The organism is Lactobacillus sp. ESL0263, assembly GCF_003692845.1.
Classification (GTDB): domain Bacteria; phylum Bacillota; class Bacilli; order Lactobacillales; family Lactobacillaceae; genus Lactobacillus; species Lactobacillus apis.
The window spans coordinates 677,548-692,983 of sequence record NZ_REHL01000004.1; the positions used below are offsets into that span (position 1 = coordinate 677,548).

The 15,436-nt window shown below is 35.9% G+C and carries 10 protein-coding genes; all 10 read right to left on the bottom strand.

What is annotated here, in order from left to right:
* Positions 1 to 11: 11 nt before the first annotated feature.
* On the bottom strand, positions 12 to 698 hold the full coding sequence (rnc, locus tag F5ESL0263_RS05215) for a ribonuclease III (protein ID WP_122035384.1): 687 nt from the start codon (positions 696 to 698) through the stop codon (positions 12 to 14).
* Between the two features lie 131 nt (positions 699 to 829).
* Positions 830 to 2,599, bottom strand: coding sequence for an oligopeptide ABC transporter substrate-binding protein (locus F5ESL0263_RS05220; protein WP_122035386.1), 1,770 nt, complete (start codon positions 2,597 to 2,599; stop codon positions 830 to 832).
* Positions 2,600 to 2,842: 243 nt separating this feature from the next.
* Positions 2,843 to 4,612, bottom strand: a complete 1,770-nt coding sequence (locus F5ESL0263_RS05225) for an oligopeptide ABC transporter substrate-binding protein (RefSeq protein ID WP_122035388.1) — start codon at positions 4,610 to 4,612, stop codon at positions 2,843 to 2,845.
* Between the two features lie 180 nt (positions 4,613 to 4,792).
* Positions 4,793 to 6,553: an oligopeptide ABC transporter substrate-binding protein gene (locus tag F5ESL0263_RS05230; protein ID WP_122035390.1), complete on the bottom strand. Its 1,761-nt coding sequence runs from the start codon at positions 6,551 to 6,553 to the stop codon at positions 4,793 to 4,795.
* Between the two features lie 194 nt (positions 6,554 to 6,747).
* Entirely contained in the window at positions 6,748 to 8,517 is a 1,770-nt protein-coding gene (locus F5ESL0263_RS05235; RefSeq protein WP_122035392.1) for an oligopeptide ABC transporter substrate-binding protein, read from the bottom strand.
* Between the two features lie 140 nt (positions 8,518 to 8,657).
* A complete protein-coding gene (locus F5ESL0263_RS05240) occupies positions 8,658 to 10,430 on the bottom strand; it encodes an oligopeptide ABC transporter substrate-binding protein (RefSeq protein WP_122035394.1) in 1,773 nt (590 codons plus the stop codon).
* A 193-nt stretch (positions 10,431 to 10,623) separates the two neighbouring features.
* On the bottom strand, positions 10,624 to 12,396 hold the full coding sequence (locus tag F5ESL0263_RS05245) for an oligopeptide ABC transporter substrate-binding protein (RefSeq protein WP_122035396.1): 1,773 nt from the start codon (positions 12,394 to 12,396) through the stop codon (positions 10,624 to 10,626).
* A 166-nt stretch (positions 12,397 to 12,562) separates the two neighbouring features.
* Positions 12,563 to 13,483, bottom strand: a complete 921-nt coding sequence (locus tag F5ESL0263_RS05250; RefSeq protein ID WP_122035399.1) for an ABC transporter permease — start codon at positions 13,481 to 13,483, stop codon at positions 12,563 to 12,565.
* Between the two features lie 12 nt (positions 13,484 to 13,495).
* Complete coding sequence (opp4B, locus tag F5ESL0263_RS05255; protein ID WP_122035401.1) at positions 13,496 to 14,455, bottom strand: oligopeptide ABC transporter permease; 960 nt, start codon at positions 14,453 to 14,455, stop codon at positions 13,496 to 13,498.
* 2 nt (positions 14,456 to 14,457) lie between these two features.
* Entirely contained in the window at positions 14,458 to 15,435 is a 978-nt protein-coding gene (locus F5ESL0263_RS05260) for an ATP-binding cassette domain-containing protein (protein ID WP_122035403.1), read from the bottom strand.
* Position 15,436: the final 1 nt, after the last annotated feature.

A 15,436-nucleotide genomic window follows, 5' to 3' on the forward strand; every position in this document is an offset into this window, starting at 1 on the left:
CACTTATCCTCCTAATTGAGTTCGTTTAAGGCAACCTTAGCTGCTTCTTGTTCAGCTGCCTTCTTATTATGCCCATTTCCTTGAGAAACCACTTTCCCATTTACAACTAACTGAACAGTAAAACTAGAAGGTGTCTGAACTTCTTTTATTACTTGATATTCAATCTTAACCGGTCCGTCCTGTTGTAAAAATTCTTGTAAGTCCGTTTTGTAATCCCGCGATGCATCAAAATTACCAGCATCAATTTCTGGGAAAACCGTTAATCTTAGAAAGTGCTCAACCGTATTCATGCCTTGATCAAGAAAAAGTGCACCGTTAAATGCTTCAAAAACATCTTCCAAGAGCGTTTTTCTGGCTCTTGCTCCTGCTTTTTCCTCACCATGACCTAAATTAATTTCAGCTGGAAAGCCAAATTCTTGTGCAAACCTAGCAAAGCCCTCGGTATCCACAATATTTGACCGCATCCGTGTTAGTTCCCCTTCATTAAGTTGAGGGAAATTACGATACAAATAATCTGAAATGGCTAATTCAAGAACTGCATCACCTAAAAATTCCAGTTTTTCATAGTCACGAACGCCATCGTTCGGATGCTCGTTGGCATACGATGAATGGGTAAAAGCTTCCTCTAATAATTTTGGGTTATTAAAGGTAATCTTGTATTTGGTTTTTAATTGATTAATAAATTTTGTACTGACCATCTTTTCAACCCCTTTTTCTTTATAGATTATACCAGTTTTTACCTTTAAAAATGAAAAAGAAAACTATTACATCAAATTCATGTAATAGTTTTCTTTATTATTGGTCTATTTGCATTAAATTAAGATTGCTTTTATTTAGTAAAAGCTACTTGATACCATAGTGGGTGTCCATTGTTCATCTTAGATGGCTTATACGAATAACCAGTCAGTTTGCTGTTAACAGCGTCGATTTGATATACGTTGTATGTTGGAACAACATATGCTTCATCATTCATATATTTTTGCCATTCATGGAATTTTTGAACACGATATTTATGATCAAAGGCTTTTTGTGAGTCCATTTCCTTCAACAGCTTAGTGTTTTCAGGAGTTACAAAACGTGAATAGTTCTGCATGGTTCCTTCACTATAGAGTTGTTCCTGTGAAGGTTCAGATGAAAGTGTCCATCCACCTAGAAAGACATCAACCTTAGGATCATCATGTTGAACCTTGTCATAGAAGGAGTTAAACTCGGCTAAACGGCCACCGACCAGCTTAACATTCAAGCCAACCTTTTTCCACTGTAAGATGTAGTTTTGAATAATTGGTTCGTCGATCGGGGTCTTGGCCTTAGCTAATAAGTTGATCGTTAATGGCTTACCATCAGGAGTTGTACGCCATTTACCCTTCTTCTTATATCCAGCTTTATCTAAAATTTGATTAGCCTTCTTGAGATTAAAGGTATAGCCCTTGTTACTCTTGTCGAAGTAATCACCATATTGCGCAGGAATCAAGGTTGGGACCTGGAAACTCAAGCCATCAGTATAGTGCTTATAGACAGAATCTGTATTCAATGCATATGCCATTGCTTGACGAAGTGACTTATCACCCATCTTAGCTTTAGGATTCATTACGTTCTTAGACTTTGCGTCATCCCACTTACCAACCTTAAATGCCATGTAGAAGTAGGCTAATGGAATTTGGGCAACAAAGTTTACGTCCTTAGTGTCTTTTACTTCTTTCCATTGGCTGTTCACAACTCGAGCAATATCAAATTTATGACTCTTAATTGACTGAGAAGCTGAATTTGTAGCAATTACTTGATATTCAATCTTGTCTAATTTTGGTTTACCACGCCAATAGTACTTGTTAGGTACCCAAGTTACAGCTTGACCACGAACAATTTTTTGAGCTTCGTACGGTCCAAAATATAACGGCTTCTTTCTGAGCTGATCAGACGATTCTAGCTTAGAAAAAGGAACATCTTTAAGATAATGATATGGTGCAGCATTCTCACAGAAGTATCCATTACCAGAGTAATACATGCCAGGCTTTAATTCACTGCAGTGTAATACAACTACTCGCCCCTCTTCACCATCTGGCATTTCAATACCGGAAATTGTCTTGGCTTTTCCCTCATGGTATTCTTCCATACCATTTATGATATTAAATTGGGAGGAATAACGCTGCGATTTAGTTGCTTTATTAGCAATAATCTCATAAGCAAATTCAACGTCCTTAGCAGTTACTTGTTTACCATCCGACCACTTAACGCCCTTTTTTATTGTAATCGTAACAGTTTTCGCTTTACGATTGAGCCTTAATGTTGCCGGACCTTTATCATTAATTTTATATTCGTCATCTGTATCAAAGAGAGATTCTTGACCAGGACTTGATACATCAGCACTAGGCTGATCATTTTGCAACTCTTCGTTAAAAACTCCAGTAAATGGTGTATCAGATTCTAACGCTATTTTAATCGTTCCACCTTGTTTAGCAGTCTTATTTGGAGACTCAATTGGGAACTTTCTATCCGTCTTAGCGCCCTCATTACCTCCATTACCGCTCTTACCACAAGCAACTAGTGCTAAAGCAGCTGTTGACACAATACCAAGGGAACTGATAAATTTACCTTTTTTCATAAAGCGTGTTCCTCCTTAATTCGTAAAATTTTAATTGAGTATTAGAAACAAGTTAATAATAAAATAATACCATCAAAAATTATAAAATCAATATAAAAATTAATATTTATTTCATTTATTTTTATTATTTTAGCAATTGTTTATAATAGAAGGAATTTTGGCAATAATTTATCACAAAAAGAGTGAAGAAATCTACATTTCTTCACTCTTTTCATATATTAAGCTTAAAGCTTATTTGATTTTTTACTTAGCAAAACCAACGTTGTACCATAATTGGTGACCATTGTTCATCTTAGATGGTTTCAATGAGTAGTTAACTAGCTTGCTGTTAACAGCGTCAATTTGATACTCATTGTAAGTAGGAATGACATATGCTTCATCATTCATGTATTTTTGCCATTCATGGAACTTGTCAACACGGTACTTGTGGTCAAAGGCTTTTTGTGAGTCCATTTCCTTAATCAACTTAGTGTTTTCAGGAGTTACAAAACGTGAGTAGTTCGACATTGTACCTTCACTGAACATTTGCTCTTGTGATGGCTCAGTTGATAGAGTCCAACCAGCCATAAAGACATCTACCTTTGGATCATCATGTTGAACCTTATCATAGAATGAGTTGAATTCAGTTAAACGACCACCAAGCAACTTAACGTTCAACCCAACCTTATGCCATTGTTGAATGAAGTTCTGAACAATTGGTTCGTTAATTGCTTGACCAGACATTGCCATGAAATTAATTGTTAAAGGCTTACCTTCTGGAGTTGTACGCCACTTACCCTTCTTCTTGTATCCAGCTTTATCCAAAATTTGGTTAGCTTTCTTAAGGTTATATGTATAACCCTTATTGCTCTTATCGAAATAGTCACCAAATGGTGCTGGAATTAAAGTTGGGATTTGGAAACTAAGGCCATCTGTATAGTGCTTGTAAACAGCATCAGTGTTCATTGCATAAGCCATTGCTTGACGAAGTGACTTGTCATGCATCTTAGAATTTGGATTCATGACATTCTTAGACTTCTTAGCATCCCACTTACCAACTTTAAAGGCAAGATAACGATAAGCTAAAGGAATTTGAGCTACAAAGTTTACGTCCTTAGTATCCTTAACCTGCTTCCATTGACTGTTGATAACACGAGTAACATCGAACTTGCCACTCTTGATTGATTGAGAAGCAGAGTTAGGTGAAACAACTTGATAAATAATTTTATCTAGCTTAGGAGTGCCACGCCAGTAGTACTTGTTTGGTACCCATGTTACAGATTGACCACGAACAATCTTCTGAACCTTGTAAGGACCAAAGTACAAAGGTTTCTTTCTAACTTCATCTGAACTTTCAAGTTTAGAAAATGGAATGTCCTTTAAGTAGTGATATGGTGCAGCCATTTCCCAAATATAGCCGTTACCACTGTAATACATACCTGGCTTTAATTCCTTGCAGTGCAATACAACTACTCGGCCATCTTCGCCATCAGGCATCTCTATACCAGAAATGGTCTTTGCTTTACCTTCATGGTATTCTTCCATGCCGTTGATAATGTTGAATTGTGATGCATAACGTTGTGACTTAGTAGCCTTATTCGCAATAATTTCGTAAGCATATTCAACGTCTTTTGCGGTTACTTGTTTACCGTCTGACCACTTTACACCTTTTTTAATTGTGATTGTAGCTGTTTTAGCTTTACGATCAAGTTTTAAAGTGGCTGGACCTTTATCATTAATCTTGTAATGATCATCGGTATCAAAAAGTGATTCTTGACCTGGACTTGCAACATCAGCATCTTGTTGACCCATTTGCAGTTCTTCATTAAAAATACCTGTAAAAGGTGTATCAGTTTCCACAGCAACTTTGATAGTGCCACCTTTTTTAGCAGCTGTACTCTTAGTTTCTACAGGAAACTTACTTGCTGTTTTGGCACTTTCATTGCTTGAACTTTCACTTTTACCACATGCAACTAGTGTTAGGGCTGCAGCAGTAACAACTCCTAACGAACTTAAAAACTTACTCTTTTTCATAAGCGAGATTCTCCTTCTTAAATAAATAAGAATTTAACTGAGCTCTCGAAACAAGTTAACAATTTTATCTTAGCATTAAAAATGATAATTGCAATAATTTGATTAATTAAAAGTTAAGCTTTTTATATTATTCTTTTTCAAAAGCAACAAAAAACTCGAGTAAAACTCGAGTTTTTTTGCTTATTTAGCGTATGCAACTTCATACCAAATTGAATTACCATGAGATGGTTTTAATGTATATCCTGTCAGTTTACTGTTAACAGCAGTAATTGAATATGAATTACTCATTGGAATTACATAAGCTTCTTTATTCATATATTCTTGCCATTCATGGAATTTTTGAACTCTATATTTATGATTAAATGCTTTTTGTGAATCCATTTCATTAAGCAGTTTCGTGTTTTCTGGGGTCACAAAACGCGTCATATTAAATGGTGCACCTTCACTATAGAGATCGGCAGGTGATGGTTCACTTGATAAATTCCATCCACCAGTAAACATATCATAACCTGGTGCATCATTTTGAAGTTTATCGATGTATGAATTAAATTCAATTAAGCGGTCATTATATAAACTAATATTCAAACCAATCTTATGCCATTGTTGCAAATAGTTTTGGAAAATTGGTTCCTTAGAAGGATCAGCTTGATTAGCCAATAACTTAATCTTTAATGGCTTGCCATTTGGTTGAACACGCCATTTACCCTTCTTCTTATAACCAGCTTTATCCAAAATTTCATTAGCCTTCTTAAGATTGTATGAATAGCCCTTAGCATCCTTATCATAGTAATCACCAAATGGGGCAGGAATCAAAGTTGGAATTTGGAAAGTTAAACCACTATTGTACTTCTTGTTAACTTGATCTATGTTCATTGCATAAGCAATGGCTTGACGAAGAGCTTTATTATTCATCTTGCTCTTTGGATCCATGACATTTTTGGCTTTTTTGGCATCAAACTTACCAACTTTAAATCCAACATAGGTATATGACAATGGCACTTTAGCAATAAAAGTTGTATCTTTAGTATCTTTTACTTGTTTCCATTGAGCGTTAATTACCTTGGCAACATCGAATTTATGACTCTTGATTGCTTGAGAAGTTGAAGAAGTTGAAACAACTTGACAGACAACTTTGTCTAATTTTGGTTTACCACGCCAATAGTACTTATTAGGAACCCAAGTTGCTGATTGTCCACGAACTAATTTGTCCAACTTAAATGGACCAAAGTAAAGAGGATTCTTTCTAATTTTATCTGACGATTCAAGTTTATTAAAAGGAACATCTTTCAAATAGTGATATGGTTCAGCGCCTTCCCAAAAATAGCCGTTACCACTATTATACATACCTGGTTTCAATTCTGAATAATGAAGAACCATTGTAAGACCATTTTCACCATCTGGCATTTCAATTCCAGAAATAGTTTTTGCCTTGCCTTCATGATATTCTTTTAAACCTTTGATGAATTGCAATGAAGAAGTATAACGTTGAGAATTAGTTGCCTTGTTAGCTAAAATTTCATAAGCATATTCCATGTCTTTGGCAGTTACTTGCTTACCATCAGACCATTTAACACCTTTTTTAAGAGTGATGGTTACTGTTTTATTCTTACGATCAATTTTTAAACTAGCAGGTCCTTTATCATTAATCTTGTAATCATCGTCAACATCAAATAATGACTCGTTACCCGGTTCTGCAACGTCAGCATCAGTTGCAGTAGTCGATAATTCACTAGCAAAAATGCCAGTAAATGGTGAGTCGCTTTCGATAGCTACTTTTACCGTACCCCCCTTCTTAGCAGTTTTCTTAGGTACTTCAATTGGAAACTTGCTGGCTTTCTTTACTTCATTAGCATTATTATCGTTGCTTTTACCACATGCAGCGAGTGTCAAAGCAGCCAAGCTGGCAATTCCGACAGACCCTAAAATTTTTGACTTTTTCATTTATACCTACTCCTTTTTTAAATTTGAGTATTTTCTTGGAAACAAGTTAATAATAAAATACTAGCATATTTAATTAAAATATCAATATATTTTTTAATAAATAAATAATTTTATTGTTAATATATACTAAAACAGGTTTAATTATACTAAATTGTTTTTCATAATTTAAAAAAGCTCAAGCAGAGCTTGAGCTTTCATTTGCTATAAGCAACTTTAAACCAAAGATCATTTGAATCAGATGGTTTTACTGAATATCCCGTTAGCTTATCATTGACAGCTGTTATTGTGTATTCATTAGTAGTAGGAATTACATAAGCCTGGTCAAACATATATTTTTGCCACTTATGAAATTGTTCAACACGATATTTGTGGTTAAATGCTTTTTGCGAATCAATTGCATTGAGTAATTTTGTGTTTTCTGGAGTGACAAAACGAGCAAAGTTGAAAGGTGCCCCTTCACTATAAAGGTATGCTGGTGATGGTTCACTTGAAATGCTGGTTAGACTCCATCCCCCTGTAAACATATCAATTCCAGGTGCATCATGCTGGACCTTATCAGCATATGAGTTAAATTCAATTAGCCTTCCGTTATACAAGTTAATGTTAAGACCAATTTTATGCCATTGCTGCAAATAATTTTGGTAAATTGGTTCTTGAGTGTCGTTACCTTGCTGCACTAAAAAAGTTATTTTAAGCGGCTTGCCATTAGGTTGGACACGCCATTTTCCTTTCTTTTTGTATCCAGCTTTATCCAAAATTTGATTAGCCTTTTTTAAGTTGTAAGAAAAGCCTTTAACATCTTTATCAAAATAATCGCCATACTGTGCTAAAATCAGCGTCGGAATTTGAAATGTTAAGCCACTATTATATTTCTTATTAACGTCTTCAATATTCATTGCGTAAGCAATTGATTGCCGTAAAGCCTTATTATTCATTTTGCTCTTAGGATCCATCACATTTTTACCTGTTTTGGCATCCCATTTTCCAACCCTAAAGCCGATATAACGGTATGCTAAAGGAATATTAGCAATAAAAGTGGTTCCTTTAGCGTCTTTTACCTGTTTCCATTGGTCATTAATTACATTAGCAACATCAAACTTATGACTTTTAATTGATTGTGAAGCTGAATTAGTCGAAACAACCTGGCAAACAACCTTATCGAGTTTTGGCTTTCCACGCCAGTAATACTTGTTAGGAATCCAAGTAACAGACTGTCCGCGAACCAATTTTTCCAATTTATATGGGCCAAAAAACATTGGCTTCTTTCTAATTTTGTCAGATGATTCAAACTTACTAAATGGGACATCTTTTAAATAATGATATGGTTCGGCTCCTTCAGTAAAATAACCGTTACCACTGTTATACATGCCTGGCTTCAACTCTGTATAGTGAATAGTTAGAGTTCGTCCATTTTCACCATCTGGCATTTCTAAACCTGAGATAGTCTTCGCCTTGCCCTCGTGATATGCTTTCATCCCTTTAATATACTCAAGTTGACTTGTATATCTTTGCGACTTAGTTGCTTTATTGGCCAAAATCTCGTACGGAAATTCCAAATCTTTGGCAGTTACTTGCTTACCATCAGACCATTTAACTCCTTTTTTAATGGTAATCGTAACTGTCTTTTTTTCTTTATCAATTTTCAATACTGCAGGACCTTTATCATTAATACGGTAATCGTCATCAATATCAAACAATTTTTCGTTTCCTGGAGAAGCCAAATCTATATCAGTTTTTGAAATCGCCAATTCACTAGCAAAAATCCCAGTGAATGGTGAATTAGTTTCAATTGCATACTTAACTGTTCCACCTTGCTTAGCCTCTTTTTTAGGCATTTCTGTTGGAAATTTACTAGCCTTTTTTGAATCATCAGTATTATTATCAGCTTTATTACCACAAGCTGACAAAACAAGCGTAGCAGCACTGAGCAGGGCAATTGAGCTTAAAGTTTTGATTTTCTTCATTTATCTTACCTACACTTTTTCCTTATTAATCTGCCAAGTTTGTAAAAAAACAAAAGTTCATTAGATTATGAATTTGATAAACAGTTCACACTCTTAAATATAACAAAAAACTCTCCTTAAGAGAGCTTTAGATAAATTTTTTATTTCACATAGCCAACTTTGTACCATAAAGGATGTCCGTTACTATTTTCAGTTGGTTTAAGCGAGTAACCAGTGATCTTATCATCAATAGCAAAAATCTTGTACGAGTTAAACATTGGGACAACATATGCTTCATCATTCATGTACTGTTGCCATTCATGGAATTTTTGAACACGATACTTACGGTCAAAAGCTTTTTGTGAATCAATCTCATCAATTAATTTATTGTTTTCTGGGGTAACAAACCTAGTATAGTTCGCTGGTCCACCTTCACTGTATAATCCATTTGGTGAAGGCTCACTCGACAAGCCCCAACCAGCCATAAACATATCTACAGCAGAATCATCATGTTGTACTTTATCATAAAATGAATTGAATTCAGTTAATCTTCCTCCAACAAGCTGTACATTTAAACCGACTTTATGCCATTGTTGTAGGTAGTTTTGAACGATTGGCTCTTGTGTTACGGCCCCCGACATTGCTAAAAGGTTAATCTTTAAAGGTTTACCATTCGGTTGAGCTCTCCACTTACCCTTCTTCTTATAGCCAGCCTTATCTAAGAGTTCATTAGCTTTCTTCAAATCATAGTGGTAGCCTTTTGCATCTTTATTATAATAATCACCAAATTGTTTGGGTATCAACGTTGGCACTTGGAAGCTCAAACCATTTGTATAGTGCTTGGTAACTTGAGCAATATTCATTGAATAAGCAATAGCCTGACGCAAAGACTTATTATTCATTTTACTATTAGGGTTCATAACGTTTCTGCCTTTTTTGGCATCCCACTTGCCGACTTTGAAGCCTAAATAGTTATATGCTAACGGTATTTGTGCAATAAACTTAACGCCTTTAGTGTCCTTTACTTGCTTCCATTGTGCGTTAACAACTTGGGCAACTTCAAACTTATGCGCCTTAATTGCTTGTGAAGCAGAATTAGGTGAAACTACCTGATAAACAATTTTAGATAACTTTGGTTTGCCACGCCAGTAATACTCATTAGGCACCCATGTAACTGATTGTCCGCGGACTAATTTAGCCAATTTAAATGGTCCAAAGTAAAGTGGCTTTTTTCTAACCTCATCTGAAGATTCAAGTTTGTCAAAAGGAACATTTTTCAAATAATGATACGGCGCTGCGCCTTCCCAATAATAATCATTCCCACTATACGCCATTCCGGGCTTGATGGAATCGAAGTGTAAAACCATTGTTCTACCGTTTTCACCATCTGGTAATTCGATTCCGGAGATTGTTTTAGCTTTTCCTTCATGATATTCTTTCAGACCTTTAAGAGCCTCTAATTTGGTTGAATATCGTTGAGCTTTAGTTTTTGCATTACCTAAAATCTCATACGAATATTCCATGTCCTTAGCAGTTACTTGCTTACCATCTGACCACTTAACGCCTTTTTTGATTGTAATGGTGATAGTCTTTTTGTCTTTGTCCAATTTCATTGTAGCAGGACCATCATCAGTTATCTTGTAGTAGTCATCAGTTGCAAATAATGATTCTTCACCTGGAGAAGCAACTTGAGCATCAAAACTAGTGACAGACAGTTCATCTAAAAAAATCCCTGTGAACGGAGTATCTGTTTCCAATGCCACCCGTACAGTGCCGCCTTGTTTAGCTTCCTTTTTGGGCATTGCAATAGGAAAACGACTTGCTGTTTTTGCATTATCAGTGTTATCCGCATTATTGTTTTTACCACATGCTACCAAAGTCAACGCAGTAAGGCTCAACATTCCTGCCGATCCAGCTAGTTTTGCTCTTTTCATAAAAGTACTCCTTTAAATTCAGAATTAAAAATTTGTTTTGTTAATATTATATGAACAAATTAAACATGTCAATTGTTTTTATTAATATTATTTTAATTTTTATCGAAAAAGGTAGCCTTAAATTAAGTTTTAAAATAAAGCAGCAAACAAAAGCACCCCAAGATAATATCTTGAGGTGCTGCTATATACTAAATTATTTCGTAAAACCAACTTTATACCATAATTGGTGCCCATTTGAATTTTCAGATGGATTTGTTGAGTAGCCAGTTATCTTCTTATTAACAGCAATTACTTTGTATGAGTTATCTAGAGGAATTACGTAAGCCTCGTCATTCATGTAATCTTGCCATTCATGGAACTTATCTACACGGTAGCTATGATTGAATGATTTTTGCGAATCAATTTCTTTCAATAGTTTATTGTTCTTTGGCGTAACAAATCTAGTGTAGTTCATTGGAGAAGTTTCACCATAAAGCGCTGCTGGCGATGGCTCACTTGCTAAACTCCAGCCAGCCATGAACACATCAACTTGAGGGTTGTCGTTTTGAATCTTATCATAGAATGAATTAAATTCACTTAAACGGCCACCGACAAGCTTTACATTCAGGCCAACTTTTTGCCATTGTTGAATATAGTTTTGAACGGTTGGCTCTTGAACAGAACTACCGGTCATTGCCAAGAAGTTAATGGTTAATGGCTTACCATTAGGTTGAACACGCCATTTACCTTTCTTCTTATAGCCAGCCTTATCAAGTAGCTGATTTGCCTTTTTCAAGTTATAATCATAACCTTTAGCACTTTTATCGTAGTAATCACCAAATTGAGCAGGGATTAGAGTTGGGATGCGGAAGCTTAAACCAGAAGTATAATGTTGATCAACAGATGAAACATTCATTGCATAGCCCATAGCTTGACGCAATGCCTTGTTATTCATCTTTGCTTTAGGATTAGTAACGTTCTTGCCTTGCTTATCGTCCCATTTACCTACTTTAAAGCCTAAGTAATGGTAGCTAAGAGGGATTTGCGCTACAAAGTTAACATTTTTAGTATCCTTAACTTCATTCCATTGTGAATTAACTACTTCTGTAACATCAAATTTATTACTTTTAATACTTTGCGAAATTGAGTTATCGGAAACTACTTGTGAAACGATTTTTGCTAGTTTTGGTTCACCACGCCAATAGTACTTATTAGGAACCCAAGTAACTGATTGTCCACGGACAATTTTTTGAACTTTAAACGGACCAAAGAACATTGGCTTCTTTCTGATTTGATCAGATGATTGTAATTTATCAAAAGGAATATCCTTCAAATAGTGGTATGGCGCTGCTGATTCCCAGAAGTAACCATTACCACTGTAAAGCATTCCTGGTTTCATTTCTTTGAAGTGCAAAACAATAGTTCTACCTGACTCACCGTCTGGCATTTCAATTCCTGAAATTGTTTTGGCTTTTCCATCATGGTACTCTTTCATACCAACAATTTCTTCAAATTGACTGCTATATCTTTGTGCCTTTGTTTTCTTGTTTGCTAAGATTTCATATGGGTATTCGAGGTCCTTAGCATTTACTTGCTTACCATCAGACCACTTCACACCCTTTTTCACTGTAATTGTAATTGTTTTAGCTTTTCGGTCTAGTTTAAAAGTTGCTGGACCTTTATTAGTGATTTTGTAGCTGTCGTCAGTATCAAATAATGATTCCTCACCAGGTTCAGCTACTGAACTATCAATTGCAGTAGTCGATAATTCATCTGAAAAAATACCAGTAAATGGTGTATCTGTTTTAATGGCGTACTTTAAAGTACCACCTTGCTTAGCCTCTTTTTCTGGCACTGCTTGAGGAAATTTACTTGCCGTCTTAGCATTTTCATCATTAGCAGTATTATTACTTTTACCACAGGCTACCAGTGTCAAAGCCGCAGCAGACACTAAACCTATGGAACGAAGAATTTTTGACTTATTCATAATTATTTAAAAACTCCTATCTAATCAATGAATAATAAATTCCCGTATGTTCTTGGAATAAGCTAATGTACTAATTTTAACATATTTACCGCTATTTTTAAATGTGAGCACTTTTTACTTTTTTCGCTGCAACAAAAAAGACTTGCTCTCACAAGCCTTTTTATTTTTAGTTTTCACGTTGTCTTGCATCACCTGCACGTTGCAATGCTCGACCGACATAGTTAACACTAAGCGAAATAGCTAACAACATAACCGTTGCTGGAAGCCACAACCAAGGACGACTAACAACGTTAACTGGGTCATTGGCAAAACCAATTAATGTACCAAGTGAAGGCACTGTAGGCGGTAATCCGTAACCAATGAACGAAAGAGTTGTTTCAACACCAATGTTACTTGCAATTGCAATAACAACGTCGATGATAATCATTGAGGTAATGTTAGGTAACACTTCACGGAACATAATCTTAAAGTCAGACGAACCAGAAGTCTTTGAAGCTAGCACATAATCACGTCCACGCTGGGAAAGAACAAAGGCTCTAAAGTACCTAGCCGTTCCAGTCCAACCAAACATTGAAATTATCCAAACCAAACTCAGTGGGCTGTAGTGAGGAATAACTGTTACCAAAACAATTTCGATTGGCATTACAGGTAAAACTTGGATAAAATCAACTATTCTCATGATAATTGCATCAATGTAACCGCCGTAATAACCTGAAACTAGTCCGACAACCAAACCGACAATTTCACAGATAGCAGTAACACCCATACCAATAAGAATTGAGTTACGTCCACCCATAATCAATAGTTTTACAATATCACGACCACCATCGTCAGTACCCAATAAGTGGCCATTGGTTCCCCAACCATAGTAGGCATCAATAATATTGGTTTCTGTAACCTTTTCGGCGTTCAAGAAAAGCGAACCACCAAAGGTGAATAATAAAATTGCAATTATGATAATAAAAGCAGTTAAAGCAACTTTGTCTTTAAAAATCTCTCGCGCAATCACTTTTAAGCTTGAAGCAGGAGAAGAAATTTTTTTCTTTTTAACTTCTTCAGTTGAAGTGTTTTCTTTCTTTTCAGACATTTCTTTTCCTCCTTACTTAATTCTGATTCGTGGGTCAACAATACTCATAATAATATCTGATAATAAATTACCGAGTAAAGTAAGAATACCGAAGATTAAAATCAATGCTGTTAAGGTTGTGTAATCACGTTGGCCAATTGAGTCAAGGAACAGTTTACCCATTCCTGGATAACTGAAGACTGACTCGACAATCATTGAACCACTCAATAATCCAGTAATTGTTGTACCAAATGATGAGGCAATTGGTAAAAGTGAATTACGTAAAATGTGCTTACGGAAAACAACATTTTCTGGAACACCCTTACTGTGGGCTGTACGAACGTAATCTTCAACCTTATTATCAACGATACCAGTTCTTAAATACTGAACAATTGAAGTAGTTGTAATTAAGGCAACCAAGCAAGCAGGTAAAATGATGTGATAGATTTGACTACCTAAAGTACCCCAGAAACCAGAAGCGCTAGGCGAAACGGAACCTGAGATTGGGAACCAACCTAAAGTAAAACCAAATAGCCAAATTCCTAAGATATAGAAGACAAATGGTGGTACTGCAAAAGTCACATAGTTAAAAATTTGAACTGCTTGATCTTGCCATTCGTCTTGGTGACGACCAGCGGTAACACCCAAAGGAATAGAAATACCATAGCTGATGATAGTAGTTAAAAGTGATAGCCAGAAAGTGTTTACAGCACGGTCAGCAATTAATGAAGTTACTGGAACATGCTGGATATAACTAGTTCCTAAATCACCTTTAAATAAGTTAGCAACCCAGCGTCCATATTGAACTGGAATTGGATCGTACAAACCAGCGGCACGTTTCAAAGCCTCAAGTTGCTTTGGATCAGTATTAGGATTAATCTGTCCACTAAATGGGTCACCAGGCATCATTTTAGCTAAGAAGAAGATCAAAATACTCAAGATAATCAACTGAGGAATCATGACTAATATTCGTCTTAAGACTGTTTTCCACATTATTAATTTCTCCCTTCTTCTTTAAACTCTTCACGTTTAAGTTCTTCTTTTGGCAAAGCAACCCAGTGCTTGCCCGAAACTTGTTGCAGTGGGAAGACACGACCTTCTTGATCGTACCATTTACTTTGGTCATTCTGGAATTCTTGTTCGACTTCTTCACGGTGCTTTTTATTTTCTGCACGATGTTCAACGTCAACAACAGGAATTGCTGAAAGCAGACGCTTAGTGTAGATATGCATTGGGTGGTTATAAATGTCCTCACGACTACCAATTTCTACTAAACGACCACGGTGCATAATAGCCAAGTTTTCCGACATGTGCTTAACAACACCCAAGTCATGAGAGATAAACAAATATGCAATGTTATATTGCTGCTGGATATGCTTCATAAAGTTCAAAACCTGCGCCTGAACCGACAAATCCAAAGCACTTGTTGGCTCATCGGCAACAATCAACCTTGGATTTGTTGCAACCGCACGTGCAACACCAATTCTTTGTCTCTGACCACCAGAAAATTCATGTGGGTACTTATAAATTGAGTCACTTGGCATACCAACGATGTCCAATAATTCTTGTACACGATCACGTTCTTGATCAGTAGTTAAATTCTCAAAATTACGAATTGGTTCAGCAATAATGTCTTCGATTCGCTTTCTAGGATTCAAACTAGACATTGAATCCTGAAAGATCATTTGGACATCTTTGTTATAGTTTAACTTACGACGATTCTTAGACTTTGTAATGTCAACATCATGATAAATAATTTCGCCGCTTGTGACTGGTTCAACACCAACAATTGCTTTTCCAGTTGTTGACTTACCGGAACCTGACTCACCAATTAAGCCATATGTTTCACCTTCGTTAATAGTGATGCTGACACCATCAACCGCACGAACATAATCAGTAATACGATTCCAAAAACCAGATCTAATTGGATAGTGTACCTTTAAATCTTTTACTTGAATAATTTCTTTTGCCATA

What these genes read in the sequence shown, in the direction of transcription:
- F5ESL0263_RS05230 (WP_122035390.1), bottom strand. Translation starts at nt 6,553, where the DNA reads ATGAAAAAGTCAAAAATTTTAGGGTCTGTCGGAATTGCCAGCTTGGCT.
- F5ESL0263_RS05240 (WP_122035394.1), bottom strand. Translation starts at nt 10,430, where the DNA reads ATGAAAAGAGCAAAACTAGCTGGATCGGCAGGAATGTTGAGCCTTACT.
- F5ESL0263_RS05250 (WP_122035399.1), bottom strand. Translation starts at nt 13,483, where the DNA reads ATGTCTGAAAAGAAAGAAAACACTTCAACTGAAGAAGTTAAAAAGAAA.
- F5ESL0263_RS05260 (WP_122035403.1), bottom strand. Translation starts at nt 15,435, where the DNA reads ATGGCAAAAGAAATTATTCAAGTAAAAGATTTAAAGGTACACTATCCA.
- rnc (WP_122035384.1), bottom strand. Translation starts at nt 698, where the DNA reads ATGGTCAGTACAAAATTTATTAATCAATTAAAAACCAAATACAAGATT.
- F5ESL0263_RS05235 (WP_122035392.1), bottom strand. Translation starts at nt 8,517, where the DNA reads ATGAAGAAAATCAAAACTTTAAGCTCAATTGCCCTGCTCAGTGCTGCT.
- F5ESL0263_RS05245 (WP_122035396.1), bottom strand. Translation starts at nt 12,396, where the DNA reads ATGAATAAGTCAAAAATTCTTCGTTCCATAGGTTTAGTGTCTGCTGCG.
- opp4B (WP_122035401.1), bottom strand. Translation starts at nt 14,455, where the DNA reads ATGTGGAAAACAGTCTTAAGACGAATATTAGTCATGATTCCTCAGTTG.
- F5ESL0263_RS05225 (WP_122035388.1), bottom strand. Translation starts at nt 4,612, where the DNA reads ATGAAAAAGAGTAAGTTTTTAAGTTCGTTAGGAGTTGTTACTGCTGCA.
- F5ESL0263_RS05220 (WP_122035386.1), bottom strand. Translation starts at nt 2,599, where the DNA reads ATGAAAAAAGGTAAATTTATCAGTTCCCTTGGTATTGTGTCAACAGCT.